Source organism: Halomonas sp. BC1, assembly GCF_002078135.1.
Taxonomy (GTDB): domain Bacteria; phylum Pseudomonadota; class Gammaproteobacteria; order Pseudomonadales; family Halomonadaceae; genus Vreelandella; species Vreelandella stevensii.
In genome coordinates, this window is the sequence record NZ_LFGS01000019.1 from 51,050 (window position 1) to 77,467 (window position 26,418).

Here is a 26,418-nt window from a genome sequence, read left to right on the forward strand (position 1 = left end):
TGTCCAGCTACGCCGCCGAGGAGCTGGCCGGTTTGGCGCTGTCGCCCGGCTGTATTGACGCCCATGCCCTGGCCGCGCTACCACTTCCTCGTCAACGGCTGCTGGTGCGGACGCTGTGCCAGCAACACGGGTTACCGACGCCGCCACTGGCGCGGTTGGCCAGCCTGCTGGAGCAATTGAGTGCTGCCGCTCAGGCGCGTGTGCACATCATATGGCCCGGGGCAGAAGCGCGGGTATGGCGGGGCGGGCTTTACGTGATGGCCCCGCAGGCACCGCTGGATGGCTGGCAGGCGGAGTGGGATGGCCGGGCAGGTCTGGCGACGCCGCTGGGCACGCTGGCGCTCGAGGTGAAAACGGGAGCACAAGATGCGGCTAGCGCCTCATTCGTGCTGCGTGGGCGTCAGGGCGGAGAAACGCTGGTGCTGCCGGGGCGTGGCCGACGTGACCTGAAACGCTGGCTGCAGGAGCAGTCGATCCCCCCCTGGGAGCGTCAGCGGCTGCTGCTAGTGATGGAAGGGGAGCGCTGCCTGGCCATCTTGCAGCCGCCTGCCAGAGTGCTCTGGCAGGCGGCGGGGGTGGCGGTGCGGTGTCCTGACTAGCTGACGAGCGTCAGCAGGAAACCCGCCCCTGCAATATGCCCCTGCTCCTGCTCCAGGTCGGTGCTCAGCAGGGTAGGCTCATCGCTCTGGGGGAGCGTGATCACCAAACCTTCGCCGCTGTCGTCGACCACGATGTGTGGCAGCGCCGGGGGGCTTTCGGGCCGAGAGTGATTGAGCAGCACCGCCAGACGCAGCAGGCGAGCCAGCTTGCCCGCCGTGGGCTGTTGGGAAGCGGGCAGTGCCTGCCACTCCTTGAGCGGAAACTTGCGTCGATGGGCGCGCACCAGAAAAGCCAGCAGGCGCTGTTCCGGGCGTGAAAACCCGGCCAGATCCGAATGCTCCAGTAAGTAAGCGCCGTGACGATGGAACTGGCTATGGGAAATGGCGAGCCCGATCTCGTGGACATGGCTGGCCCAGTTCAGAAAATGCCCCTGTTCGTTGCTCAATCCCCAGGGCGATTGGAGACGTTCAAACAGCCGCCTGGCGGTGTCGGCCACGTTCTCGGCTTGCCGGGTATCCACGTCGTAGGTGCGCTTGAGCAGCTCCAGGGTACGTGAGCGGGTGTCTTCGGCACTGTTGCGCCCGGCCATGTCGTACAGCACGCCTTCCCGCAGCGCGCCATCGGCAAAGCGCATCTGGTGCAGGTCGAAGGCTTCGAACACGGCATTGAGAATGGCGATGCCCGCCGGGAATACCCGGGCGCGGTCTGCTTTCAGGCCTTCCAGCTCGACCTTGTCCAGGTGCTTGCACTTTACCAGCCGCTCTCTGAGCTTTTGCAGGCCGCTGCGGGTAATCACCCCTTCCTGGGGCGCATCGCCGTAGGCGAACAGAACGCTGGCGGCAGCCTTGATCGTGCCGCTGGAGCCCACCGGATCATCCCAGCCCAGGCGCTGGTAAGGCCGCTGGATATTGGCCAGTTCCGAGAGTGCCGCCAGTTCGGCACGGCGCATGCGTTTTTCGGTAATCTCGCCATCGGCAAAAAAGCGCTGGCTGAACGTTACGCAGCCCATGCGCAGGCTCTCCAGCGCCCTGGGCTCGAAGGCTTCACCAATGATGAACTCCGTGGAGCCCCCGCCAATGTCGACGATCAAACGGCGACCGTTCTCGGCCAAGGCGTGGGCGGCACCCAGATAGATCAGCCGGGCCTCTTCACGTCCCGCAATGATTTCAATGGCGTGGCCCAGCTGGGCTTCGGCGCGTTCGATGAAGTCCTGGCTATTGTGGGCGTCACGAAGCGCGTTGGTGCCCACCACCCGCAGGTTGGCACCCTCTATGTCGGTCAGGAAGGGTGCAAAACGGCTCAGGCAATCCAGCGCGCGCTGCATGGCGGCTTCGCTAAGGTAGCCATTGCCATCCAGGCCAGCGGCAAGCTGCACCTTCTCGCCTTGTCGGGCAACGACTTGTAGCCTTTCATTCTGGTAGTTGGCGACCAGTAAATGAAAGCTGTTGGAGCCCAGGTCAATGGCGGCCAGGCGCTGGGGAGCAGCGCTGTCGACTTCGCTATTGGGCGCATCGGTGGGGAGCGAAATGTCCATGGGCATGAGCTATCCTTCAAGTTGGCTATGCCAAGGTTGCGGCGCCCTCTGACTATTGTCAATTGTCAAAGGCTTGCGTTTGTCGCGGGGCTTGACTACCATCGGGTAACTGGCCTGATCCGAGTTGGCTTGTACGTCCAGACAAGCGTGTTGACTCGGCACCCCGAGCAATGCGTATTCCGATGGCATCAGCCAGATGTCCAAGTCGTCAGATAACCTACCCTCACGCCCAGCGGTCACCAATTACGGCTAATGGCTACATCATGGCCGACGCGACTGCCCATACTTATCAATCGAGCGTGTGCCTGGATGGAGTCTGAACGCATCACTCGGCGCTTTGCCCTAATGACCTGGGCCTCGCCTCCTGTCTTATTCCCGGCGCTCGTCGCCCAGCTTTCATGAGCAATTTTCTAACACACCGATGAATCTCACTGAACTCAAGCAAAAAACCGTTCCCGAGCTGCTCGATATCGCCCGCGAAATGGGTATCGACAACCTCGCCCGTTCGCGCAAGCAGGACATCATTTTCGCCATCCTCAAGAAACATGCCAAAAGTGGCGAGGATATCTATGGCGACGGTGTGCTGGAAATTCTTCAGGACGGCTTTGGCTTCCTGCGTAGCGCGGATAGCTCTTACCTTGCCGGGCCAGACGACATCTACGTCTCGCCTTCACAGATTCGTCGTTTCAATCTGCGCAAGGGCGACTCCATTTCTGGCAAGATCCGTCCGCCGAAAGAGGGTGAGCGTTACTTTGCCCTGCTGAAGGTGAGTCAGATCAACTTTGACCGCCCGGAAAACGCCAAGCACAAGATTCTCTTCGAGAACCTGACGCCGCTGTTTCCCACCGAGCGTCTGCGCATGGAGATCGGCAACGGCTCCACCGAAGACCTCACCGCACGTATCATCGACCTGACCGCGCCCATCGGCAAAGGGCAGCGTGGTTTGCTGGTGTCGCCCCCCAAGGCGGGTAAGACACTGATGCTGCAGAACATCGCCACGTCCATCACGCGTAACAACCCCGAGTGTCATCTGATCGTACTGCTGATCGATGAGCGCCCGGAGGAAGTCACCGAGATGTCGCGCACCGTGCGTGGCGAAGTCGTGGCCTCGACGTTCGATGAGCCGCCGGCGCGTCACGTTCAGGTCGCCGAAATGGTCATCGAGAAGGCCAAGCGCTTGGTCGAGCACAAGAAAGACGTGGTGATTCTGCTCGACTCCATCACCCGTCTGGCGCGGGCCTACAACACCGTGGTGCCCAGCTCTGGCAAGGTACTGACCGGTGGTGTCGATGCCCACGCGCTGGAGAAGCCCAAGCGGTTCTTTGGTGCGGCGCGTAACATCGAAGAGGGCGGCAGCCTGACGATCATCGCCACGGCGCTGGTCGACACCGGCTCCAAGATGGACGAGGTCATCTTCGAAGAGTTCAAGGGTACCGGCAACATGGAAGCCCACCTGGACCGCAAACTGGCCGAAAAGCGCGTCTTCCCGGCCATCAACATTCGTCGCAGCGGCACGCGTCGCGAAGACCTGCTGGCGTCGGAAGACGAAATGCAGCGCATGTGGATTCTGCGCAAGCTGCTCAACCCGATGGAAGATACGGCCGCGACCGAGTTCCTGATTGACCGTCTTAAAGATACCAAGACGAATCTGGAATTCTTCGAGGCAATGAAGCGCCGTTAAGGCGCTGCATGGTGGCGCCACCTGCTACGCGGCGACTGATATCCGGGTTGAGGAGAGGACCTTGAAGTACAACGACTTGCGCGATTTCATAGCAGCGCTGGAAGCTCAAGGTGAGCTCAAGCGCATTACCGCCGAAGTTGACCCCTACCTTGAAATTACCGAAATCTGTGACCGTACGCTGCGTGCCGGTGGCCCGGCACTGCTGTTCGAAAATGTCAAAGGTCACGACATGCCCCTGTTGGGCAACCTGTTTGGTACGCCCAAGCGCGTTGCGCTGGGCATGGGGCAGGAGTCGGTAGAAGCCCTGAGGGAAGTCGGCAAATTGCTGGCGTTTCTGAAAGAGCCTGACCCGCCCAAAGGGCTGAAGGATGCCTGGGAGAAGCTGCCGATCTTCAAGCAGGTGCTCAGCATGGGGCCGAAGAACGTCAAACGCGCCCCGGTCCAGGAAGTGGTCTACGAAGGTGACGACGTAGACCTGGACCGCCTGCCCATTCAGCACTGCTGGCCGGGTGATGCAGCGCCGCTGGTGACCTGGCCGCTGGTGATCACCAAAGGGCCGCACAAGAAACGTCAGAACCTGGGGATCTACCGCCAGCAAAAGATCGGCAAGAACCGGCTGATCATGCGTTGGCTGTCCCATCGTGGGGGCGCGCTGGACTTTCTGGAATTCCAGAAGGCGCATCCTGGCGAGCCCTTCCCCGTGGCCGTGGCCCTGGGGGCAGACCCCGCCACGATCCTGGGGGCGGTCACTCCAGTGCCCGATTCGCTCTCGGAGTATGCGTTTGCCGGGCTGCTGCGCGGGTCGCGCACCGAGCTGGTCAAGTGCGGCCATGCCGAGCTGGACGTGCCTGCCTCCGCTGAAATCATGCTGGAAGGGTTCATCTACCCCGATGACATGGCCCCGGAAGGCCCCTTCGGCGACCACACCGGCTACTACAACGAAGTAGACCGGTTCCCGGTGTTTACCGTGACGCGCATGACCATGCGCCGCGACGCGATCTACCATTCTACGTACACGGGGCGTCCGCCCGATGAGCCCGCCATTCTAGGCGTGGCGCTCAACGAGGTGTTCGTGCCGATCCTGTGCAAGCAGTTCCCCGAAATCGTCGATTTCTACCTGCCGCCGGAAGGCTGCTCCTACCGCATGGCGGTGGTCACCATGAAGAAGCAGTATCCGGGCCATGCCAAGCGGGTGATGATGGGGGTGTGGAGCTTTTTGCGTCAGTTCATGTACACCAAATTCGTGATCGTGCTGGACGACGATGTGGATGCTCGTAACTGGGAAGACGTCATGTGGGCAATCACCACCCGCATGGACCCGGCCCGGGACACGGTGATGGTCGAGAACACCCCCATCGACTACCTGGACTTTGCCTCGCCGGTTTCCGGGCTGGGCTCCAAGATGGGCCTGGACGCCACCAACAAGTGGCCCGGGGAAACCGACCGAGAGTGGGGAACGCCCATCGTGATGGACGATGCCATCAAGACCCGCGTCGACCAGCGTTGGGAAGAGCTGGGTATCGATATTCCCCTGCCCGCACCGCGACACGGCTAGTGCTGCCGTGGGACTGAACGATTTGCCAAAAAGAGGCTTTCATGAGCGTTAATACGTCAACGTGTAAAACGCTGACCTGCCAGGTGACCGCCGTTGAAGATCTCAATCCCGATGTCTTCAGGGTGGTGATTGCCGGACGCGCAGAGGCAATGCAGCATGCGCCCGGCCAGTACCTGGAACTCAAGCTGGACGACGATACCTGGGTGCCTTTCTCGATCGCCAGCGCCGACCGCGGCGACGGCACCCTGGAGCTGCAGATCCAGCACTGGCCCGAGCGCGAGAACTCCCGCCGCTTACGCCAGTTGCTACAGGTGGCCAACCAGCTGACCGTACGCCTGCCCAGCGGTGACTGTGTGCTGGATGGGCAGAGTGAGCGCCCCCTGCTGTTGATCGCCGCAGGAACCGGGTTCGCGCAGATGAAAGCCATCGTCGAGGCGGCCCTGCGTGACCAGCCACAGCGGCCGATATCGCTGTGGTGGGCGAACCGCGAGCACCGCGACCTGTATGCCGAAGATCTGGCATGCCAGTGGGCTCAACAGGCCGAGCAGCTGTCGTTCCATGCGGTGACCGAGTTTCCGCTGACCGAATCTCTTGCTGCTGGCGAGCGTATTCACCACCACCAGGGGCGGGTCGACCTGGTGCTGGAGAGCCAGTTGGTGAAGGCGCTGGAAAAAACGCTGGGCACGCCGGAAGGCTGCGATATTTACCTCTCTGGTTCGCCGGGCATGGTGTACGCCTGCGTCGATGTGCTGGAGCGGCTGGGCGCGAGCAGTGAGCGTATGTTCTCGGATGTGTTTGCCTACGCTCCACGCCCTCACTAGAATGATCCACCGACGTAAGCAATAGAGCGGCAAGAGCCGCCTGTAGACCCTTGACGAGGAGGCTATATGGCCCATCATGATGAAGACTTCAAAGATGAATCCGGACTGTTGCCTATCGTGCTGGGCATCGTCGTGCTGGTCAGCATGAGTGCGCTGCCCGCCACCATCGGCTGGATTCAGGCCTTCAGTAACTGAGGCTGCCGCTGGCCTGACGGACAGGCCAGCCCCTTGAATGGAAAATCTTGCATGAAGAACCTCGAATGGCGGGTTGCCATTTGGCGTTTTGGCAGGCAGGATGAAACAGTATCGTCGTTATGACTTTTCATGAGGAAGCCGCCATGCATCATGCCGCGTGTTCAGACCGCCGCCAGCGCCAACCGGAAACGGTGGTGGGCGCGTGGGCGAATACGTCGCTGAGCGTCGCGTCTTTCCAGCCCGTTTATTATGCAGCGTATTGGTTTAGCCAGGGTGTGCCGCTGGCCGACGCCTGATGTCGGGCCGGCAGGCACACCGCACAGGTGACCTGCCGCATGCAAAAAGCCTCGGTGGGTTACCCCACCGAGGCTTTTTTCGTTTTACGCTGCGGTCAGCCAGGCTGGCCTGAACGGGCCACGGGTTTTCATTCAATGCAACACAGGAGCTGCACCATGTCTTACCGCAACCGCGCAATCGTTAGCCCCCAGGCCTTCCGTTATATCGGCTATGGCTATGGCTGGCGATTTAGTGACGCGCGGTCGGTGCAAGCTGCCACCTCCGATCGTGCTTGCCTGGGTGGCAAGGAAGGATTGCGATGTTTAGCGCTGTGTCCCACGATCTCGGAGAGTTGACCCATGAATGCCCCTATTGCCCCCCAATGCACGCCCCTGGCAAACGACCACGTCTCCTTGTCCTCCACGCCCTTGCCGTTGCCCGCTGAGCTGCGCCAGCGCATTGCCATCAATGCCCCCTTGGCCGTACAGATTGCCGAGCAGCAGCGTGCGGTACAACGTATTTTGAATGGCCAGGATGACCGCCTGCTGGTGGTGGTCGGGCCTTGCTCCATTCACGACCCGGACGCTGCACTGGAGTATGCCGACCGCCTGGCGGCGCTCAGCGACGACATTGGCCAGCATATCCTGCCGGTCATGCGTGTCTACGTGGAGAAGCCGCGTACCACGGTGGGCTGGAAGGGACTGGCCTACGACCCGCACCTGGATGGCAGCGGCGACATGCCTCATGGAATTGCCCTGTCGCGGGAGTTGATGCATGCGGTGGCCTCGCGCGGCTTGCCGGTGGCGACCGAGCTGCTGCAGCCCATGCTGGCGCCTTACCTGGATGACCTGCTGAGCTGGGTGGCGATTGGCGCGCGGACCACGGAGTCCCAGCTGCACCGGGAGCTGGCCAGTGACCTGACCGCCGCGGTGGGTTTCAAGAACGCCACTAGTGGCGATGTGCAGGTGGCCATTGACGCCATGCAGGCTGCGGCGCACGCCCATCAGCGGTTTGCCATGGACCGCCAGGGGCGCCCCATCATGCAGGAAACCGCCGGTAACCCGCACACCCATGTGGTGTTGCGCGGCGGGCACGGCGAGCCCAATTATCAGGCCCACCACGTGCAGGCGGCCATCGACACGCTGCAACGTGCGGGGCAGAACCCACGCCTGATGGTGGACTGCAGCCATGCCAACGCCCGCAAGGATCATCGTCGGCAAAGCGAGGTCATGCGGGAGGTACTGGCGCAGCGCCAGGCAGGCGAGGCCCGCCTGGTCGCGCTGATGCTGGAGAGCCATCTGGTCGAAGGCAAGCAGCCGCTGAGCCCGGGCCAACTGCGCTATGGCGTCTCGGTCACCGATGCCTGCGTGGGTTGGGAGACCACCGAGCGGCTGCTGAAGAGCGCCGCCGAACAGCTGGCCTGAGCGCGTTGACTGGCCTGGTCAGCCCCGTATCATAAGAGGTTCCTTTCGATAACGAGGTTGGCCATGGCCTTTACCCTTGAGCACCACGATCCAGATACCTATCGGCGCAAGGCGCGCATCATCAGCATCATCATGGCAGGGCAGCTGGTGGTGTTCGGCCTGCTGTTCTCCATGCTGCTGACCGCGACTTTCGGCAGCAGCTTCTGGCTGAATGCCCTCGGGGTGCTGCTGGGCCTGCTGGCGACCAGCGCCATGTTTGCGGCCCTGCGTGAGCGGCCCTGGATGGTGGAGATGCGCTACGTCTGGCAGCTCAAGCATCACCTGTCGCGTATTAGTAGCTATCTGCAGCCGCTGCGTCGTGGGGTAGAAGAGGACAATCGCCTGGCGCTGGATATCCTGACCTTTTATCACCAGGGCATGTCGCAACTGGCCGAGCTGAACGGCCGCACCACCGATGACGATGCCGAGCGGCTGGCCGAAAAAATGCAGGTCAAGGTCCGGCGCGAAGCGCTTGGCTTGCCCGCAGAGGTAACGTCTTTCGATCCGCATGATCTCAGCGCCTTCAAACCGTCATAACGGGAACCTGCCTCATGATCGCCAAGCCCATTACCTTTCGTCCGCTGTTGGCCATGGCCTCGGTGGCCCTGCTGGCAGGCTGTGCTAGCACCCCACCTGCGGCGGATACCCCCACCCGCACCACGGTGCATAGCACCGCGCCCTTGTTGCCTTCTGCACTGTTTCCCGGCAGTGCGGAGCAGTTCCAGGCCTGGCATTGCCAGCCGGCTCATCAGGATCTGGTCACCGCCTTGAATGGCGACGAATTGCGCTTGTGGTCGCTGCACGGTGCCTGGCGTTTGCCGCAGGCCGTGGTGGCCAGTGGTGCGCGTTATCAGGATGGCGAGATCAGTTTCTGGAACCGTGGCGAGCAGGCCCAGGTAGAGACGCCGCGGGGCCAGTTGCAGTGCCAGCAGGGGTTGGCACGCGCTGCGGCCACCCGTGCGGCACATCCGGGCGTCATGTTCCTGGCGCGAGGCAACGAGCCCGGCTGGAGTATCGAGCTGGCCCATGACGCACCGGTCATGACCTGGACCACGCAGTACGGCAATGAAACGAGCACGCTGCCTTATATGGTCAGCGTCATGGATAACGCCGCGGGTCGTGTGGTGATCGAAAACGCCGATGCCGAGTCGTTTTTCCGGGTAAGGATCGAGTCAGGGGCCTGTTTTGACGACATGAAAGGCCAGCCGTACCCTGCCCGTGTCACGGTCAGTATCGGCGGCGAACAGTACAAGGGGTGTGGCCAGGGCATTGCGCCCTGACCACAACTCTGAACTTCCCTTTATGCGGGGTCAGCAGCGATAAAGAAACGGCTCGGTGCGCCATTGAGGGTCGACGAAGTCAGTGGCGCAGAGTGCCGAAATATCGCCCCCTGCCCGTGACGCCAAGCGCGCCAGGGTTTCCAGCTCCAGCCCGCGAGGGGTGCTGACCTGTTCGCTGCTCTCCAGCGGTACCCAGCGCTCATCTTCCTGGGTGGCCAGGGTGAAGTTGAAGGGGTGAAAGCCGGGGAACCCGAGACGGATGTCGGTGGCGACCAGCGTATCGACGCCATCGATCTGGCGGATCTCGTAGCGCAGGAATGGCCCCGTGAACCAGGCCAGGCGCTCCCCTTTGGGGTTGCCAAGGGCCGCGCTTTCCAGTGCCACGTTACGCCGCAAGGGCTCAAGCGTAGGTGTGCGCTGGCGGTCGAACACGCTGATCAGACTCTCGTAGTAGTGATCGTCGTCAATGATCGTGGCGCGCCATAGGGCAATATTGAAGGGGGTGGGCTGCACCATTACCGGCGCCTGCTGCAGGTTGGCTTCGGCCAGGGCGGGGGCCAGGCGCTGCTCGACGTGCCACTTGGCGCCGGCGGCCAGCAGCAAGTAGGCGCTGGACACCGCCAGGCCCACGCGACACGCTTTTTGCACCTTGTGGGTCGAGGCGCCAATCAGCAGGGCCAGCAATAGCGGCAGCGTATAAAGCGGGTCGATGATGAACACGATCGGCCAGGCAGCCGGGGGCACGTCCAGCGGCCAGAACAGCTGGGTGCCGTAGGTGGTCAGGGCGTCCAGCAGTGGGTGGGTGGTCAGGCAGAGGACGTAGAACCACCACCAGTAGCGCAGGTGAACGGGGCGTTGACGTGTGGCGGGCCAGCGGTAGGCGGTCAGTAGAGCCAGCAGCGTACCCAGCCCCGTCAGCACGAACAGCGAATGGCTGAAGCCACGGTGCTCGGTGACATTGGCCACCGCATCGCCGTAGTCCAGCACTACGTCCAGGTCGGGCAGTGTGCCCAGTAGCGCGCCCACCACGATGGCCTTGCGGCCCCAGCGGCGCCCCAATATTGCGCCGCCCACAGCGGCACCCAGTGCCGCCTGTGTAATCGAATCCACTGATGCCTCCCGGGGTCGTCCCGTCTATCGCGTGATGGTGTTAGTATTATATGGATCTTTAGTGATGGTGATGAAATGTCGAAAAAGTGTCTAATAATGCCGCTGTCGATGATAGCAGGGCTAGTGGTATCGTTGTCGTTTGCACAGGCCGCTCCCGTGATCGAGGTACACAGTGACCCCCACTGCGGCTGTTGCAGCGACTGGGTAAGCCACCTGGAAGAGGCTGGCTTCGAGGTCGACCACCACCGCCATGATGGGGTGCGCGCCATCAAGATAGAGCATGGCGTTACCCCTGAGTTGGCGTCCTGTCATACGGCGCTGGTAGAGGGCTATGTCATCGAGGGCCACGTGCCAGCGGCTGACATTCAGCGCCTGCTGGAGGAACGCCCGGCCATTGCTGGCCTGGCCGTACCCGGAATGCCGCATGGTTCACCGGGCATGGAAACCGGCAGGGTAGACGACTACGCGGTGCTCGGATTCACCCACGATGCGCGTCCGCCTGCTATCTTTAGCGAGTATCTTCAACCATAGCAAAGGGTTAGCGCTGACCCACAGGTGCTGCACTTGACCAGAGAGAGACGACTCAATGCAATTTCTACATACCATGGTGCGCGTCCATGACCTGGACGCCTCGCTGCACTTCTACTGCGACCTGCTAGGCCTCAAGGAAGTACGCCGTAAAGAGAATGAGAAAGGGCGTTTTACGCTGATATTCCTGGTTGCGCCGGACGATGAAGAGCGCTCAGCGCGCCTGACGGCACCCGAGCTGGAACTGACCTACAACTGGGATCCCGAGGAGTACACCGGCGGGCGCAATTTCGGTCACCTGGCTTACCGTGTCGAGAACATCTACGACCTGTGCCAGAAGCTGCAGGACAATGGCGTCACCATCAATCGTCCGCCTCGGGACGGCTATATGGCGTTCGTGAAGTCGCCGGATGGCATCTCCATCGAACTGCTGCAAAAAGGCGATGCCCTGGCACCGCAAGAGCCCTGGGCATCCATGGAAAACAGCGGCAGCTGGTGAATGAGCAGGAGCACACGCAAGGTGAAAGCACACTATCGTAATACGTTGATGGGGCTGAGTCTGGCGCTACTGGTGGCGGCCTGTGGTAGCTCACCGCAGCAGGAGCGAGTGGATGCGCCCCCCCGTGGTGAACTGTCGGGGCCGGTCGTCGAGCAGCGCTGGAACCTGCTGCTGGTGGGGACCGATGAGCGTTTGTCGATGCCCAGTACGCCATTTTTCCGCATTGGGCGCGATGGCAAGGTGAGTGGTTCGGATGGCTGCAGCCAGTTTACCGGCACCGTTAGTCTGGGGGAGAGTCAGCGCATCGAGTTCAGCGAGTTGGCATCCACCCGCATGGCCTGCCCGAACATGGAAGATGCCAAGCGGGTCACGGACATGCTGGATACCGCCTACCGCTACCTGATCGACCATGATCGGCTGGTGTTCTTCGGCCCGGATAGCCGGGTGCTGGGCGGCTGGCGCAAAGCCAACGGCTAGCAGCGGTAGGGGCGGTTTTAATGCGTGAAGGGCGGATTGAAGCGGGCAATGAAGCGCGCATCGATCCGCTTTTTCCATTTCCACACCCAGCGGCCTGAAAAACCGATGGCGCCTCGACTGGCAATGGCACGACCGTCACCCGTGCCAATCAGTGCCAGCACATGCCTGGGGGGCTCCCAGGTGGCCAGCGGGGCGCCGTGGCAAGCGGCTCGCAGGTTATCGGCCAGCACGGGCCCCATGCGCACTGCGTACACGCCGGCCTTGGGCAGTGGCGGCGTGTGCTGGCCGAAAGCTGCACAGTCTCCCGCCGCAAATATCCCCGAGTGGCCTGTGACTTCGAGGGTCGTGTTCACGCTGATGAACCCCCGTTCGTTGCGGGGCAGCGCGGTTTGCTCGAGCCAAGGCTGGCCCACGGCGCCGGTGGCCCAGAGCACGATATCGGCGTCGATACGCTGGCCTGCTTGTGTATTCACGCCGCCCGCCACCAGGGCGCTGCCCCGTAATCCCGCGTGTACGGCAATATCGGCCCGTTGAAGTGCGCGCAGCACCAGCCTGCGCGGTAGCCAGCCAGCGCCAGGCAGCAGCGAGGGGGACGCGCTGATGATGGCGCCTTTCCATGCCACGTCGGGACGCCGCTGGCGCAGCTGTGCCAGTACGCTCATCAGGGTTTCACAGCCCGCCGCACCGCCCCCCCACGCTCACCACGTTCTGCCGTGTGCCGGGAGGCAGCCGGTCGACATCCTCCAGCAGCGCCTGCCAGCGATGGTGCAGAGAACCGAGTGGCCGCATGGCCAGCAGGGCGGGCAGCGTGCGCTCAGCGTTTTCGGCGTGCTGAGGCTGCTGGAGAGTTGCGCCCACGTTGAGCGAGGCCACGTCGAAGGCCACCACATGGCCGTCCTGCAGAGTGACCTGGTGTTTCGTGGGGCACAGGGCCACGGCCGGTGAGGCGATGAGTCGAGCCCCCGCCCGCTGGCAGAGCGCGGCGATATCCAGCTGGGTGTCGCGCAGCGTGCACTCCCCCGCAAGCCAGGCAGGCACGCCACCGGAATAGGCGGCAAGTGGGCTATCGCTGACCACCGTGAGCGATATCGTCGGGTCCGGGCGCTGGGCAAACGCTTCCAGCACGAAGGCGTGGGCGTGGCCTGCGCCGACCAGCAATAGCCGCTTGGGTGGGGGCATCGGGGATACTCTTGTGTCGAAGGCTGCAGGGCAGCGTCAAGGGCAAAGAACGCACCGGTTCTTGCCAGCCTGTTTGGCAAGATAGAGGCCCTGGTCGGCGCGTTCAAGCCATTGCCGAGGCGATTCATGGGCGTGTAGCAGCGTGGCTCCCATACTGATCGAGACCGGCGCCGCCACGGCGAAGCGGACGTTTGCGACGGCTAGCCGTACGCGGTTGGCAAACTGCAAGGTGCCCTCATGGTCGAGCTCCCTGGCCAGAATCATGAACTCTTCTCCGCCCCAGCGGCCAAGGTGGTCTCCCTGACGCAAGGTGCCCTGCACCACTGCGACCAGATCGCGCAACACATCATCGCCTACCGCATGTCCATGAGTGTCATTGATGCACTTGAAATCGTCGATGTCGAACAGAATGAGCGCCATGCTGGTGTGGGTAGGGTCGATACTGTCGAGCACCAGTTCGGTATAGTAACGGTTCCAGCACTGGGTCAGGGCGTCCTTGTGCGCCAGGGTTTCCAGCCACTGATTCGTGGCGACGAGCTGCTGGTTGAGATTGGCGATTTCGATGGCCGTGATGACCGAGGTCAAGTCATCGGCCAGCTCGGCAAGGCTGTTGATCTCGGATGCGAGCCAGTAGCCGACAGTATGCGGGCAGCTCAGTTCGGGCAGCAGTGGCACGGCGTGACGACGACGAAACAGCATCAGCCACGCTGGCTGTGCGTCAGCAACATGAACACTGACGGCAATCCCGCCCGCGCACTCGCCATCAAGCTCGATGGCCTCCGTGTCGTCCAGCGGTGCTGCCAGGGACGTGATGGCCGCTAGAAGCTGGCGCTCAGGGGGGCACTGGCCAAAGCAGGCCAGCTCTTCCTGATAATAGAGCGCTATACCGACCGCTTGAAAGATGCGACACCAGCTTTGTCCGTGACGTTGAACGAGATGCTCGATACTGCATGTGTGCTGCATGTCTTTGAGAATCGAGCGTCTTCGCCGCCTCAGGCGTATACGCCTCTCCGTTGCATTGGCGGCCTTCAAAAGACGCAGGCGCTGGCTGGCAAGGTCGATGAAGAGCGTCAGCCACTGGGTTTGCTCATGAGTATCCGGCGTTGGATAAGCCACATAGCCCCAAATGCCGAACTCGCCTTGGATGTCGCGATAGTCCAGCCCGAGCGTGGACAAAGAGGCGAGCGAGGTGATGAGCCGCAGCGCATGGGGGGCTGCCTGTTGGCCAGCAGGCGAAAGATAGTAGGTCAGGTGCAGGGCTTTGGCGTCGTGAAGACGGTACAGGGCGATGGGCTGCTGACGGTTGATATGGTACAGCGTGCTGGCCAGCCCCTTCAGCAGCGTATCCGGGTCGGGTGCCGAACCAAGGGTCGATAACGCCCGGTGCAGATAACTCGGTTCGGGAAGATAAGGCGTCTGGCTCATCCTGGCAGACTCCTGGCGCGCTAGCGGCCGTCTTGCGTGTGCACGGTTTAGTTTAATTCGGAATTGAAGTAATGATTCAATCAGAAGGTTAACCGTTATTCAACTCTTATTGAAGAATCACTTCACATTGGCGGCATGAATGAAAAAAGCATGTTTGCCGAGCGTTTGATAGCCGCCATGCAAGCGGCAGGGTACGAAGCCCGGCCCTCCGTTCTGGAGCGTGAATTCAATCTGCGCTATTGGGGAAAACCCATCACCTTCCAGGCGGTCAGGCGCTGGTTGCGGGGAGACTCGTTTCCAAGCCAGGAAAAGCTGCTGGTTCTGGCCCAGTGGTTGTCCGTCTCTCCGCACTATTTGCGTTACGGCGCGGCTGAGGTGGTGGGTGTCAAGGAGCCTGCCGCCGCCTGGCAGGTATCCCCCGATGCCGATGAACTGAGGCTGTTGGCCCTGTATCGCCAGTTACCCCAGGCACAGCGGAAACTGGTGCGCGACATCATGGAAAACTTCGTAAACGACCCACAACCCCCCTGATCCATCGCACCCAAGCGCCCCTGCCCGCGGTGGTCATTCGCCACGGCGCCAGTGAAAGTAGCGGTTCAACCAGGCTAGCACACGCTCGGGTTTGTGCGCGTTCTTCCATACGCCTGCGGTGGCCTTGGCCGCTTCGCCCAGGGTGGGGTAGGGGTGAATGGTGCCGAGCAGCTTGTTCAGCCCCAACCCGTGTTTCATGGCCAGGGTGAATTCGCCCAGCCACTCGCCAGCGTTTTCCGCCACGATGGTGGCGCCCAGAATCTTGTCCTTGCCGGGCACGGTCAGCACCTTGATGAAGCCTTCGGTGGCACCTTCGGCAATGGCGCGGTCGCTGTCGCGCATGGCGTAGCGGGTCACTTCGTAGGCAATGCCTTTGGCGGTGGCCTCTTTTTCATTCAGCCCCACCCGCGCCACTTCCGGCTGTACGTAGGTCACGGCGGGCATGAAACGGTAATCCACGGCGAAGCTTTTCAGCTCGCCAAACAGGGCGTTGACGGCGGCGTGCCAGGCCTGATGCGCCGCCGCATGGGTCAGCTGATAGGGACCTGCCAGATCACCGCAGGCCCAGATGTTGGGCACCCGGGTTTGCAGCCGCTCATTGAGGGCCAGGGTGCCGACCTGGGTCGTACTGATGCCCAGTGTTTCCAGCCCCAGGCCTTCCACGTTGGCCTGACGCCCCGCGCTGACCAGCAAATAATCGAACGCCAGCGTCAAGCGTTCCCCCTGGTGCTCGATGACGAGCTGGTGTGCACCGTCTGCCTGGCTGACTTCCAGCGCAGTGGCGCCCGTCATCACCGTCACGCCTTCCCCGGAGAGCGTGCCTGCCACATGCTCGCCTACCTCGCTATCTTCACGGCCCAACAGCTGGGGCGCACCTTCAACCAGGGTGACCTGACTGCCCAGCCGAGCAAAGCTTTGGCTGAGTTCGCAGCCAATGGCGCCGCCGCCCAGCACCACCAGGCGCTTGGGCAGCTCGGTGAGCGACCACAGGTTTTCCGAGGTGAGCAGTGGCGCGTGCTCGATGCCGGGCAGCGGCGGCACCCGTGGGCGAGCCCCCGTGGCCAGCACGATATGGCGCGCGGTGAGCGTGGTATTCCCCACGCGAACTTGCCAGGGCGTGACGAGCTGGGCGTGGTCCTGATACACCGTGACCCCCAGCCCGGTATAGCGCTCGACGCTGTCGTGGGGCTCGATGTCGGCAATGGCTTGATGGACATGGCCCATCACTTTGGCAAAGTCCACCTCGGGGGCACTGGCGCTGACGCCAAACCGATGGGCGGTGCGAATCTCGTGGGCCGCCCGTGCCGCCCGTATCAACGCTTTGGAAGGCACGCAGCCGGTATTCAGGCAGTCGCCGCCCATCTTGTGCTTTTCAACGAGGGCTACCTTGGCGTTGACGGCGCTGGCGATGTAGCTGGTGACCAGCCCCGCCGAGCCACCGCCGATCACCACGATGTCGTAATCGAAGCGTGCAGGCCGGGTAAAGTCCTGGTAAACCTTGCGTGTTTGCACGGCGGCGGCAATACGCCGGGCCAGCCAAGGAAACACCGCCAGCAGTGCAAACGAAGCCAGCAGCCCCGGCGAGACGATCCCCCCCAGGCTCTCCAGCTCACCCAGCTGGCCGCCCGCGTTGACGTAGACGGCCGTGCCCGGCAGCATGCCCAGCTGGCTCACCCAGTAAAACGTGGTGAGCTTGATCCGCGTGAGTCCCATGACCAGATTGATCATGAAAAACGGGAAGATCGGCACCAGGCGCAGCGTGAACAGATAGAACGCGCCGTCCTTCTCCACGCCCCGGTTGACCGTCTCGAACTGGCGGGGAAAGCGCTTTTCAATCGGCCCACGAAACAAGAAGCGCGAGAGCAGGAACGCCAGGGTGGCCCCCAGGGTGCTGGCAAAGGAGATGATCAGCAGCCCCCAGCCCAGGCCAAACAGTGCCCCGCCCAGTAGCGTCAACAAGGCCGCACCGGGCAAGGAGAGCGCCGTCATCACCACATACACCGCGAAGAACAGACCCGCCACTTGCCAGGGAGACTGCTGGAACGCGGCCTGAAACTGGCTGCGGTAGGCCTGCAAGGTCTCTAGGGTAAAGAAGGTGTGGGCGCCACTGACGTAAAAGCCCAGTATGGCCAACAGCAGCAGGGTGATGAGCAGCAGGCGCTGACGATTCATGGCAGGCTCCGGGAGAGGAAGAGGTGATGGTCAGTGACGATACGCGAGAATGCCTTACACACTCGCTTGATGAAGTTGTTGCCAGCGAAACCAGTCTTCGGGGCGGTCGATGTCCCACATGGTGTCGGGGTAGGCGGCCTCCAGGCCCAACGCGGCAAGGCGTTCGCGGGTTACGCTCAGCACCTGCTCGGTGCCCCAGGGAATCGCCGTGAACAGCTCGGGGTAGTCCTGGTGGCTGCCAATCAGCCCGTAGCCGCCATCTTCGGCGGGCAGAATGACCACATCAAAAGTGGCCAGGGCTGCTCGGCAGCGTCGCAGCATAGCCACGCTGATGCTGGGACAGTCGGTGCCCATGACCATGGCCGGGTAGCCTGACGTGTGATTCAGTGCCCGGCGAATGCGCATGCCCACGTCGCCAGGCTGCTGGGCCGCCAAGGCAATGCCATGCTGCGCCTGCAGCTCCAGAAACAGCGGGTGATTATGCTCCAGCGAGGTCCAGAGCGTGACCTGGCTCGCCCCCAGGGCGTCGCAGGCCGTGGCCACGCAGTGTCGCACCATGGTGGCATGAGCATCGGCGGCCCCTTGAGGGCCTAGAGCAGGGATTAGCCGGGTCTTGGCATGGCCGGGCAGTGGGGCCTTGGCCAACAGATGCAAGTGGGCAGACAGTAAGTCAACGGGCATCACGGTACTCCTTGGCCAGTTGCGTGGCACTGACGCCACGCCAGTAGCGGTAGCGCAGCCGCCACATCAGGCAGATGGTTGTCCAGGCGCCCTGCTGGTCCCAGCGCCTACCTGAGCTTACCACTTTATGGGGCAGACAGGCGGGCGGTGAGTACGCCTTCAAGCGCTTGCTGAGTTCGATATCTTCCATCAGCGGCTGGTCGGGAAAGCCGTCCAGCGCAAAAAACGTCTCACGACGCACGAACAGTCCCTGGTCGCCGGTGGCGATGCCGCTGAGCCGAGAGCGTCGGTTCATCAGCGCGGCGACGAGCGGCAGCCAGCGGCTTTGCCCTGCAAGACGAATGTCAAAGCGCCCCCAGTGGCGGTGCAGCAGCGCCTGGCAAAGCGCATCGATGGCCCGGGTTTCATGGCCCCAGGGCAGGTGGGTATCGGCGTGCAGGAACAGTAGCAGGGGCGCTCGCGCCTGCCGGGCGCCCAGGTTCATCTGCCGCGCTCTGCCCGGCGGGCTTTCGAGCACCGCGTCGGCCAGCGGGGTGGCGAGTGCCACGCTGGCGTCGCGACTGCCGCCATCCACCACCAGCACTTCGACGCCTTGCGAGCGTAGCGGTTGCAGGCGCATCAGCGTGGCGTGAATGCTCACCGCTTCATTAAGCATCGGGATGATGAGCGTCACCCTGGGAAGCCCGGGGCCGTGGTCAGTCGAGGACAAGCACGTCGCCTCCCGCTGCCGAGGCGTCGGCCTCGTCGTGGGTGACCAGCAGGGTTGGTAGCCCGGCGTCGCGGAGCTGCCCGAACACCAGCGCACGCATTTCCTGGCGCAGCGCCGTGTCCAGTTTGGAAAACGGCTCGTCCAGCAATACGGCCCGGGGCTGGGAGAGCAGCAAGCGCATCAGCGCGACCCGGGCTTGCTGCCCGCCGGAAAGGGTGGTCGGGTCACGCGCTTCGTAACCGGCCAGCCCGACCTGAGCCAGCGCATGGGCCACCTGTGCCTGGGGTTGCGGGCTGCGCTTGGGCAGGCCAAAGCGCAGGTTGCCCGCCACGCTAAGGTGGGGGAACAGCAGCGGGTCCTGAAACAGCAGGCCGATGCCACGCCGCTCTGCTGGCAGGGGGGGAGAGCTCGCGCTCGCCCAGCCATAGACGGCCTTCGGCACGAAAGGGGGCGGCGAGAAAACCGGCCAGCAAGGCCAGCAGGGTCGATTTGCCCGAGCCGGAAGGCTCCATGACGGTCAGCACGTCGCCGGGGGCGATGGTGGCTTCGATGTGGAGCAGTTCGCGCTCAGCCAGGAAAATGCGCACCTGCTCCAGGGTCAGGGCATGTCGAGCTGTGTTCATTACCGGGCTCCTTCGTTGGATGAGACGCTGCGGGGCGCTCCCAGCCAGCGGGGGATCGCCAGCGCCAGCATGAAACCCGCCAGCGGCAGAACGGCCTGCACCAGCGCCCAGACGCCAATCAAACGGCGATTGCCGCCGGATGCGAGGGCGACCGCCTCAGTGGTCACGGTGGAAACCCTGCCCGCCCCCAGCAGCTGCGTGGGCAGGTACTGGCTGATGCTCACGGCCAACCCGACGGCCAGCGACGTCAGCAGCGGGGCGAGCAGCAGCGGCAACCGCACCCGCCAAAACGCGAGGTTGGGCGTGACGCCCAGCGACTGTGCCATGTGAATCCAGCGCGGGTCGAGCTGGCGATAGGCTTCCGCCAACGACAGGTAAAGATAGGGCAGCACGAACAGCAAATGGCCCGCCATCACCAATGCCAGCTGCGGGCGAATCCCGAGGCTTTCCGCCGCTACGATCAAGCCAAACAGAAACGCAATCTGCGGCACCAGTAACGGCAAGTACAGCAGCCACAGGGCACGGGAAGGACGAATCTGCTGGCGCTGCTCATGCTCCAGCGCCGCCACCACCAATAGCGCCGCCACCCCCGTGGAGACCACCGCAATGGCCAGGGTCGTCCGCAGGGGACCTGCGAGCTGAGGGGCGCTGCGCTGCCAGTGGTCCAGGGTCAACACTTGCGGAAACAGCTCAGGAAAGCGCCAGAAACCGGCCACCGAAAACAGCGCCAGCCCCGCCAGGGCCGCCAGGGCGGCGACGGTTACCAGGGTCAGGCCGCCTCGGCCCGCAATCTTCACTGCCGTGGCGCCGCGCTGGCGGCTGCCGTTGACGAGCCAGCCCCGGCTTGACCAGCGCACACCCTGCTCCATGAGCCACCAAAGCAGCAGGGCCAGCACCGTGACCCCCAGTTGCAGCACGGCCGCGGCAGAGGCCATCAGGCGGCGGGTGATGTCCGGGTCGTTGAGCCAGCCCAGAATCGACACGCTGAGGGTCGGCGGCAGGCGCGGGCCCAGAATCAGCGCCATATCCACTACCGAGGTAGCGTAGGCGATCACCGCGTAGACCGGCAGCCGAATCAGCGGGTAGAGCGAGGGCAGCACCACCTTCAGCCAGCCGATTACCGGGGTATAGCCCAGCGACCGGGCAAGCCGAAGCCGCTTTTCGGGCTGCAGCTGGGGCAGCGCTGCCAGGCTCATCAGTAGTAGGAAGGGCGCTTCCTTGAGCACCAGGCCAAGGGTCAAGGCCACCCCCCAGGGGTCATTGACCACTAGCGCGTCAGGCGGGCTCTCCCAGCCGGTCAGCCAGGGCGAAAAGAGCCGCGCCGTCAGGCCGGACGGGGCGATCAGGAAGGCAAAACCAAAGGCCACCGCCGCATGGGGAATCGACAGCAGTGGCGACACACACCGTCGCAGGCTGCGGTCCAGCCAGGTGCCCTGGCTGGCGGCCAGAAACAGCACCACCACCAGCAGCGCCAGGGCAGTGCTGGCCAGGCCGCTGAACAGGCTGACCAGCACCGAGCGGCCCAGCCCCGGCTGGGCCATTAGCTGCTGCCAGGGGGCGAGGCTCAGCTGCTCGCGACCAATGACCGGCAGATAGCCAAAGGCGGGCAGCACCACCATGGCCAGCCCTGCCGTCACCGGCAGGACCAGCAGCGCCACGAGGGTAATGGGCGCCAGCCGCAGCATCATGAACGAAAGGCCATGCTTAGTTGACGCCGTAGCGCTCGAGCCAGGCGGCTTGCAGGGCGGTCATCCAACTGGGGTGGGGCTCGGCGAGGGTATTGGAGAGAGCGTCGGCAGGCAGGGCCGAAGGATGGTGGTCGCCCTCCTCGAACAGCGCCTGTTGCGCATCGCTGAGCTGGTCGATGGCCAGCACGCTGCGGTCGCCCCACATGCTCAGCGACTGCTTCTGCGCTTGCGCCTCCGGCGAGAGCAGGAAGTTGGCCAACGCCATGGCGCCCGCCTTGTGGGGCGAGTTATAGGGAATCGCTACAAAGTGGACGTTGCCCAGGGTGCCCCCTTTCAGCACATAACTGCGCACGCTGTCCGGCAACTCGTACTCCATCACGGCCACGGCGGCATCGGTGGGGTAGAAGGAGAAGGCCAGGCTGATCTCGCCATCGCTCATCAGCGTGCGCAGATTGGGGCCGGATGCAGGGAAGCTGCGGCCGCTGCGCCACAGGTGGGGGTGCAGCGCATCCAGGTAGGCCCACAGCGGAGCCGTGATGGCCTCGAAATCCGCGTCTTCGACAGGCTGATAGAGCGCCTCGTCTTGTTCCGTCAGTTCGATCAGCGCCTGCTTCAGGAAGGTACTGCCGGTGAAATCGGGGATGCGCGGGTAGCTGAACTGACCGGGATTCTGCTGCGCCCAATCCAGCAAAGCTTCGATGCTCTGGGGAGGCGTGTCGATGTGGGCGCTGTCGTAGAAGAAGGTGATTTGCGCCTTGCCCCAGGGGGATTCATAGCCTTCGGTGGGCAGCGTGAAGTCCGTCACTACCTCGGGGTTGTCGTCGGGGTGGGTGAGGGCGAAATGGGGCAGCGAGTCGGCAAAAGGGCCGAACAGCAGGTCCTGGGCGCGCATGGCGGCAAAGTTCTCACCGTTGATCCAGATCAGGTCGATACTGCCATCGTCGTGATTCCTCGCCTGCTTTTCTCCCAGCACCCGAGCCACGGCGCTGCTGGTGTCATCGAGCTTGACGTGCTCGACGCGCACGCCGTAAGTGGTGCGCATCTGCCCGGCGACCCAGTCGATGTAGCGATTGGTGCGGTCATCGCCACCCCAGGCGTTCCAGTACACGGTCTGGCCTTCGGCATCGGCCAGGACGCTTTCCCACTCCTGTTGGTCGGGCTGTGCGACCACCGGCGTTGTCAGGGTCGCTAAAGCAAGCGCCACGGCGGTGGCTAAAGCAGAGCGTGATTTCATCGAATGCCTCGTAACGTCAGTCGGTTATAGCGCGGTTTGTAAACATTGAAGCTCACCATGCACGTGGTCAATGATCGCGGGCGACAAATAGTGCTCTACCCTGTCACGGACATGGGTGATGACGGCGTCGTTGGTCAGCTCTGCCGACCAGTCTTCGCCCTGGCGCTGTTCATCCTGGCGGTGCAGATGCTGGGCGCGCCACTTGGCGCACCAGGTGAGCGACCAGAGCCAGGTGGCGCGTCGACAGGCCATCAGCGTCTCGACATTCGGCAGGGTTTGCCCCTGCGTTGACATCTGCGTCTGCCAGCGGCGGTAGAAAGCGACCACCTCGTCCAGGCTGAGCACCGCTTGGCTATTCAGGTCCCAGGTCGTCGAGGTGTAGAGCGACGTGTGCGCCAGGTCGATGCCCGGCAGGCCATAGCGGCATTTTTCCAGATCGACCAGGATGGCGCGCCCGGTATCCGTGACCAGGAAGTTGCCGGGATGGGTATCAAAACTGATCAGGGTCGGTGAGGCATTGGGCAGCGTGCGGGGCAGTAAATCCAGCTCCTGCTGAATGCGCTGGCCAATCCCGGCGGGTAGCTGTGCTTTCGCCAACCAGCTCGCCTGTTGATGCACTTCCGCTACCATGGCCTGCCAGGGGTCGGCAGGGGCCAGTAGCGGTGCCCGAGCGGTCGTGCATGGCAGGGGTTGGCAGTGCAGGCTGGCAAGGGCATCGGCGATGGACGATAAATCTCCGGGCAGTTCAGCCAAACGCCCGTGAATCGCATCGACCAGCAGCGCCCCCCGGGGTAGCTCTGGGGTGGCGGGGAGCACATGGTGTAAGCACGGCGTATGTCCGCCCTGGCTGGCACGTGCATAGCAGGCGGCCTGGTAGTCCAGGTTGGCCTGCGGTGGCAGGTTCATCTGGCTCTGCTTGGGCAGCCTGGCGACCCAGTCTTCCCGCTGGCGGTGAATCCAGACATGGTCGTGAGCCAGGCCGGTGTCAGCCATGGGGGAGAGCGACCGATAGTCGATCCCCTCGCGCTGCAAGGTGGCTGCCAGCGCCTGCAGGCGTGCCGCTGAAAGAGTGGACATCGTGATTGTTCCGCGCAATGAAAGCCGTGGTGGCGCTGATGGGAGAGGGGCTCACCAGGGTGCCAAGTGGTTGCCAGATACTGTAACAAAAACGGCACCCCGGAGGGTGCCGCTGCGTCGCTGTCGCCTTACATGGCCGCAATCTTGGCCTGCTGCTCTTCCAGCAGTTGCCGGGTGGCCTGGAATTCGGCGAGCTTTGCCCGCTCCTTTTCCACCACCGCCACGGGGGCCTTGGCAATGAAGCCGTCGTTGCCCAGCTTTTTCTCGATGCCGCCAATCAGCTTGTCCTGCTTGTCGATCTCCTTGGCAAGACGGGCAAGCTCGGCGTCCTTGTCGATCAGGTCGGCCATGGGTACCAGCACTTCCATATCACCGACGAGCTGGGTGGCCGAGAGCGGCGCTTCATCCGGGTTGGCCAGCCACGTGACGCTTTCCAGTTTGGCCAGCTTGGCCAGGAAGCGGCGGTTCTGGTCCAGGCGTTCGGCGTCTTCCGGCTGGCCCTTGGTCAGCAGCACGTCCAGCGGCTTGCCGGGGGCAATGTTCATTTCGGCGCGGATGTTGCGCACCGCGATGATCACGCCCTTCAGCCACTCGATATCCCGGGTGGCCTGCTCGTCGATCTTGCTCTCGTCGGCTTCTGGCCATGCCTGGTGCATGATGGACGCGCCATCGCCCATGTAGGTGCCCGCCAGAGGGGCGACCCGCTGCCAGATCTCTTCCGAGATGTAGGGCATCATCGGGTGGGCCAGGCGCAGGATGGTTTCGAGCACCCGCACCAGGGTGCGGCGCGTGCCGCGCTTACGCTTCACTAGCGCTGCCGCTTGCGACGTCCTGTCTCCCGCGGCATTGGTACTTCCCTGTACGTCATCTTCCCACAGCACCGGCTTGGAAAGCTCGAGGTACCAATCGCAGTACTCGTTCCAGACGAACTCGTAAAGCGCCTGGGAGGCGTGGTCGAAGCGGTACTCGTCCATCGCCTTGGTGACCTGCGCTTCGGTTTTCTGCAGCTGGGAAATGATCCAGCGGTCGGCCAGCGAGAGCTCCACTTCCTCGCCCTGGTTGCCGCAGTCTTCGCCTTCGGCGTTCATCAGCACGTAGCGCGAGGCGTTCCACAGCTTGTTGCAGAAGTTGCGGTAGCCATCCAGGCGGTTCATGTCGAACTTGATATCGCGCCCGGTGGTGGCCTGTGAAAGGAAGGTAAAGCGCAGCGCATCGGTGCCGTGGGGCTCGATGCCGTCTTTAAATTCCTCTTTGGTGGCTTTGGCAATCGCCTTGGCTTTCTGAGGCTGCATCATGTTGCCGGTGCGTTTTTCCAGCAGCGCATCCAGGGTGATGCCGTCGATCAGGTCGATGGGGTCAAGCACGTTGCCCTTGGACTTGGACATCTTCTGGCCTTGGCCGTCGCGCACCAGGCCGTGGACGTAGACGGTCTTGAAGGGGACTTCGCCGGTGAATTTCAGCGTCATCATGATCATCCGGGCGACCCAGAAGAAGATGATGTCGAAACCGGTGACCAGCACGCTGGAGGGGTGGAAGGTGTCCAGCTCCGGGGTTTTTTCCGGCCAGCCCAGGGTGGCGAAAGTCCACAGGCCCGAGCTGAACCAGGTGTCCAGCACGTCTTCGTCCTGGGTCAGTACGACGTCAGCGCCGAGGCCATGCTTCTCGCGGGCTTCCTCTTCAGTTCGAGCCACGTACACATTGCCGTCGGCGTCGTACCAGGCAGGAATGCGGTGGCCCCACCACAGCTGGCGGGAGATACACCAGTCCTGCAGGTCGCGCATCCAGGCGAAATACATGTTTTCGTAGTTTTTGGGCACGAATTGGATGTCGCCATTCTCTACCGCCGCGATGGCGGGCTTGGCCAGGCTTTCCACCGCCACGAACCACTGGTCGGTGAGCAGCGGCTCGATGACATCGCCGGAGCGGTCGCCGTAGGGCAGCGTGTTATTGACGCTTTCCACTTGCTCCAGCAGGCCGAGCGCGTCCATGTCCGCAACGATCTGCTTGCGTGCCTCGAAACGGTCCAGGCCCGCGTACTTGGCCGGCAGGCTGGCGTCTTCATCGGGCTGCGGTTGACCTTTCAGGTCGAAGATTTCCGCCTGCTCCAGGAGGGTGGCATCCTTGGTGAAGACGTTGATCAGTAGGTGGTTCTGACGCTTGCCGACTTCGTAGTCGTTGAAGTCGTGGGCCGGGGTGATCTTCACGCAGCCAGAGCCCTTCTCCATGTCGGCGTGCTCGTCGGCCACGATGGGAATGCGGCGGCCCACCAGCGGCAGTTCGATGAACTTGCCGACCAGCGATGCATAGCGCGGGTCTTCCGGGTTCACGGCCACGCCGGTGTCGCCCAGCAGGGTTTCCGGGCGGGTAGTGGCGACCACCACGTAATCCTTGCCGTCGTCGGTTTTGACGCCATCGGCCAGCGGGTAGCGGAAGTGCCAGAAGCTGCCCTGCTGCTCCTTGTTTTCGACTTCCAGGTCGGAAATGGCGGTGTGCAGGGTGGGGTCCCAGTTCACCAGCCGCTTGCCGCGATAGATCAGGCCCTCTTCATGCAGGCGCACGAAGACTTCCTGAACCGCCTTGTAGAAGCCATCGTCCATGGTGAAGCGCTCACGGCTCCAGTCAACGCTGGCGCCCATGCGGCGCAGCTGGCGGGTAATGTGGCCGCCAGACTCCTCCTTCCACTCCCACACCTTGTCGATGAAGGCATCCCGGCCAAGGTCATGGCGGGTCTTGCCTTCTTCTACGGCAATCTTGCGCTCCACCAGCATCTGCGTGGCGATACCCGCGTGGTCGGTGCCTACCTGCCACAGGGTGTTGTTGCCCTGCATTCGTTTCCAGCGCGTCAGGGTATCCATGATGGTGTCCTGGAACGCATGGCCCATGTGCAGGCTGCCGGTAACGTTGGGCGGCGGAATCATGATCGAGAAGGGTTGGCCATGACCCGATGGCGCGAAGCGATTGTCGGCTTCCCAGCGCTCGTACCAGCGGGTTTCGATCTGTTCGGGTTGGTAGGTCTTATCCATGGAGTCACTCACAGCAGAGACGCCCCGCCTAGCGAGGTATCGAATTCATAGGTCAAG

At 63.0% G+C, this 26,418-nt stretch carries 25 protein-coding genes and 1 pseudogene; 13 read left to right on the forward strand and 13 right to left on the reverse strand.

All coding sequences use genetic code 11. The features are described 5' to 3' along the window. Window positions 1-599 (forward strand): tRNA lysidine(34) synthetase TilS (tilS, locus tag B7L72_RS14290; RefSeq protein WP_139788531.1); only part of this gene is annotated, 599 nt, incomplete at its 5' end. Here the strand turns inward: tilS and ppx are convergent. Continuing rightward, window positions 596-2,140, reverse strand: coding sequence for an exopolyphosphatase (gene ppx / locus B7L72_RS14295; protein WP_081195135.1), 1,545 nt, complete (start codon window positions 2,138-2,140; stop codon window positions 596-598). The two genes, tilS and ppx, sit on opposite strands and share 4 nt — an antisense overlap. 415 nt (window positions 2,141-2,555) lie before the next feature. Here ppx and rho point away from each other — a divergent pair, with 415 nt between their 5' ends. From rho to B7L72_RS14330, 8 genes are all read left to right on the forward strand, one after another. Then, entirely contained in the window at window positions 2,556-3,815 is a 1,260-nt protein-coding gene (rho, locus tag B7L72_RS14300) for a transcription termination factor Rho (protein WP_016915030.1), read from the forward strand. Window positions 3,816-3,876: 61 nt separating this feature from the next. Continuing rightward, the gene (ubiD, locus tag B7L72_RS14305) at window positions 3,877-5,370 is read left to right on the forward strand and encodes a 4-hydroxy-3-polyprenylbenzoate decarboxylase (protein ID WP_016915029.1); all 1,494 of its coding nucleotides are present in this window, start codon (window positions 3,877-3,879) and stop codon (window positions 5,368-5,370) included. Window positions 5,371-5,411: 41 nt separating this feature from the next. Next, window positions 5,412-6,191, forward strand: a complete 780-nt coding sequence (locus B7L72_RS14310) for an FAD-binding oxidoreductase (protein WP_081195137.1) — start codon at window positions 5,412-5,414, stop codon at window positions 6,189-6,191. Between the two features lie 66 nt (window positions 6,192-6,257). Next, a complete protein-coding gene (locus tag B7L72_RS18980; RefSeq protein ID WP_016915027.1) occupies window positions 6,258-6,386 on the forward strand; it encodes a hypothetical protein in 129 nt (42 codons plus the stop codon). 143 nt (window positions 6,387-6,529) lie between these two features. Then, window positions 6,530-6,682, forward strand: a complete 153-nt coding sequence (locus tag B7L72_RS18610; RefSeq protein ID WP_157808961.1) for a hypothetical protein — start codon at window positions 6,530-6,532, stop codon at window positions 6,680-6,682. Between the two features lie 339 nt (window positions 6,683-7,021). Then, a complete protein-coding gene (locus tag B7L72_RS14320) occupies window positions 7,022-8,086 on the forward strand; it encodes a 3-deoxy-7-phosphoheptulonate synthase (RefSeq protein WP_081195139.1) in 1,065 nt (354 codons plus the stop codon). Between the two features lie 63 nt (window positions 8,087-8,149). Then, window positions 8,150-8,662, forward strand: coding sequence for a DUF3087 family protein (locus tag B7L72_RS14325; protein WP_016915024.1), 513 nt, complete (start codon window positions 8,150-8,152; stop codon window positions 8,660-8,662). Window positions 8,663-8,676: 14 nt separating this feature from the next. After that, window positions 8,677-9,405 carry an MliC family protein gene (locus B7L72_RS14330; RefSeq protein ID WP_081195141.1) on the forward strand — a complete coding sequence of 243 codons (729 nt, stop codon included), beginning with the start codon at window positions 8,677-8,679 and terminating at the stop codon, window positions 9,403-9,405. A 30-nt stretch (window positions 9,406-9,435) separates the two neighbouring features. On the opposite strand, the gene B7L72_RS14335 is transcribed toward B7L72_RS14330, so the two are convergent. Beyond that, complete coding sequence (locus B7L72_RS14335; RefSeq protein WP_081195143.1) at window positions 9,436-10,515, reverse strand: metal-dependent hydrolase; 1,080 nt, start codon at window positions 10,513-10,515, stop codon at window positions 9,436-9,438. A gap of 96 nt (window positions 10,516-10,611) precedes the next feature. Here B7L72_RS14335 and B7L72_RS14340 point away from each other — a divergent pair, with 96 nt between their 5' ends. From B7L72_RS14340 to B7L72_RS14350, 3 genes are read left to right on the forward strand one after another with little or no spacing between them, the layout of a single operon-like run. Next, complete coding sequence (locus B7L72_RS14340) at window positions 10,612-11,046, forward strand: DUF411 domain-containing protein (protein ID WP_081195145.1); 435 nt, start codon at window positions 10,612-10,614, stop codon at window positions 11,044-11,046. Between the two features lie 55 nt (window positions 11,047-11,101). Continuing rightward, window positions 11,102-11,542, forward strand: a complete 441-nt coding sequence (locus B7L72_RS14345; RefSeq protein ID WP_081195147.1) for a VOC family protein — start codon at window positions 11,102-11,104, stop codon at window positions 11,540-11,542. Between the two features lie 48 nt (window positions 11,543-11,590). Further along, window positions 11,591-12,019: an META domain-containing protein gene (locus B7L72_RS14350; RefSeq protein ID WP_446718578.1), complete on the forward strand. Its 429-nt coding sequence runs from the start codon at window positions 11,591-11,593 to the stop codon at window positions 12,017-12,019. A 17-nt stretch (window positions 12,020-12,036) separates the two neighbouring features. On the opposite strand, the gene B7L72_RS19125 is transcribed toward B7L72_RS14350, so the two are convergent. Genes B7L72_RS19125 through B7L72_RS14360 form a run of 3 tightly spaced genes read right to left on the reverse strand, consistent with a single transcriptional unit; the run spans window position 12,037 to window position 14,623 of the window. Continuing rightward, window positions 12,037-12,681, reverse strand: a complete 645-nt coding sequence (locus tag B7L72_RS19125; RefSeq protein ID WP_446718572.1) for an FAD-dependent oxidoreductase — start codon at window positions 12,679-12,681, stop codon at window positions 12,037-12,039. A 7-nt stretch (window positions 12,682-12,688) separates the two neighbouring features. Continuing rightward, a complete protein-coding gene (locus B7L72_RS19130; protein WP_446718573.1) occupies window positions 12,689-13,198 on the reverse strand; it encodes a hypothetical protein in 510 nt (169 codons plus the stop codon). Window positions 13,199-13,234: 36 nt separating this feature from the next. After that, window positions 13,235-14,623: a GGDEF domain-containing protein gene (locus tag B7L72_RS14360; protein WP_081195151.1), complete on the reverse strand. Its 1,389-nt coding sequence runs from the start codon at window positions 14,621-14,623 to the stop codon at window positions 13,235-13,237. A gap of 150 nt (window positions 14,624-14,773) precedes the next feature. Between B7L72_RS14360 and B7L72_RS14365 the strand changes: the two genes are divergently transcribed. Continuing rightward, the gene (locus B7L72_RS14365) at window positions 14,774-15,154 is read left to right on the forward strand and encodes a hypothetical protein (protein WP_016915016.1); all 381 of its coding nucleotides are present in this window, start codon (window positions 14,774-14,776) and stop codon (window positions 15,152-15,154) included. A gap of 33 nt (window positions 15,155-15,187) precedes the next feature. On the opposite strand, the gene B7L72_RS14370 is transcribed toward B7L72_RS14365, so the two are convergent. From B7L72_RS14370 to B7L72_RS14405, 8 genes and pseudogenes are all read right to left on the reverse strand, one after another. Then, entirely contained in the window at window positions 15,188-17,326 is a 2,139-nt protein-coding gene (locus B7L72_RS14370; RefSeq protein ID WP_081195153.1) for an FAD-dependent oxidoreductase, read from the reverse strand. Window positions 17,327-17,380: 54 nt separating this feature from the next. After that, entirely contained in the window at window positions 17,381-18,007 is a 627-nt protein-coding gene (locus tag B7L72_RS14375; protein ID WP_081195155.1) for a TIGR04282 family arsenosugar biosynthesis glycosyltransferase, read from the reverse strand. Continuing rightward, on the reverse strand, window positions 17,997-18,716 hold the full coding sequence (locus B7L72_RS14380) for a TIGR04283 family arsenosugar biosynthesis glycosyltransferase (RefSeq protein ID WP_254893825.1): 720 nt from the start codon (window positions 18,714-18,716) through the stop codon (window positions 17,997-17,999). The genes B7L72_RS14375 and B7L72_RS14380 overlap by 11 nt, the downstream gene beginning before the upstream one ends. After that, a pseudogene (locus B7L72_RS14385) lies at window positions 18,703-19,339 on the reverse strand (ATP-binding cassette domain-containing protein). Before B7L72_RS14385 ends, B7L72_RS14380 begins: the two are co-directional and overlap by 14 nt. Beyond that, window positions 19,339-21,027 (reverse strand): ABC transporter permease, encoded by a 1,689-nt coding sequence (locus tag B7L72_RS14390; protein ID WP_198517485.1) that lies wholly within the window; start codon window positions 21,025-21,027, stop codon window positions 19,339-19,341. The pseudogene B7L72_RS14385 and the gene B7L72_RS14390 overlap by 1 nt, the downstream one beginning before the upstream one ends. Window positions 21,028-21,043: 16 nt before the next feature. Next, the gene (locus B7L72_RS14395; RefSeq protein WP_081195157.1) at window positions 21,044-22,261 is read right to left on the reverse strand and encodes an ABC transporter substrate-binding protein; all 1,218 of its coding nucleotides are present in this window, start codon (window positions 22,259-22,261) and stop codon (window positions 21,044-21,046) included. A gap of 24 nt (window positions 22,262-22,285) precedes the next feature. Further along, the gene (locus B7L72_RS14400) at window positions 22,286-23,338 is read right to left on the reverse strand and encodes a phosphotransferase (protein ID WP_016915009.1); all 1,053 of its coding nucleotides are present in this window, start codon (window positions 23,336-23,338) and stop codon (window positions 22,286-22,288) included. 128 nt (window positions 23,339-23,466) lie between these two features. After that, window positions 23,467-26,361 carry a valine--tRNA ligase gene (locus B7L72_RS14405; RefSeq protein WP_081195159.1) on the reverse strand — a complete coding sequence of 965 codons (2,895 nt, stop codon included), beginning with the start codon at window positions 26,359-26,361 and terminating at the stop codon, window positions 23,467-23,469. Window positions 26,362-26,418 lie beyond the last annotated feature (57 nt).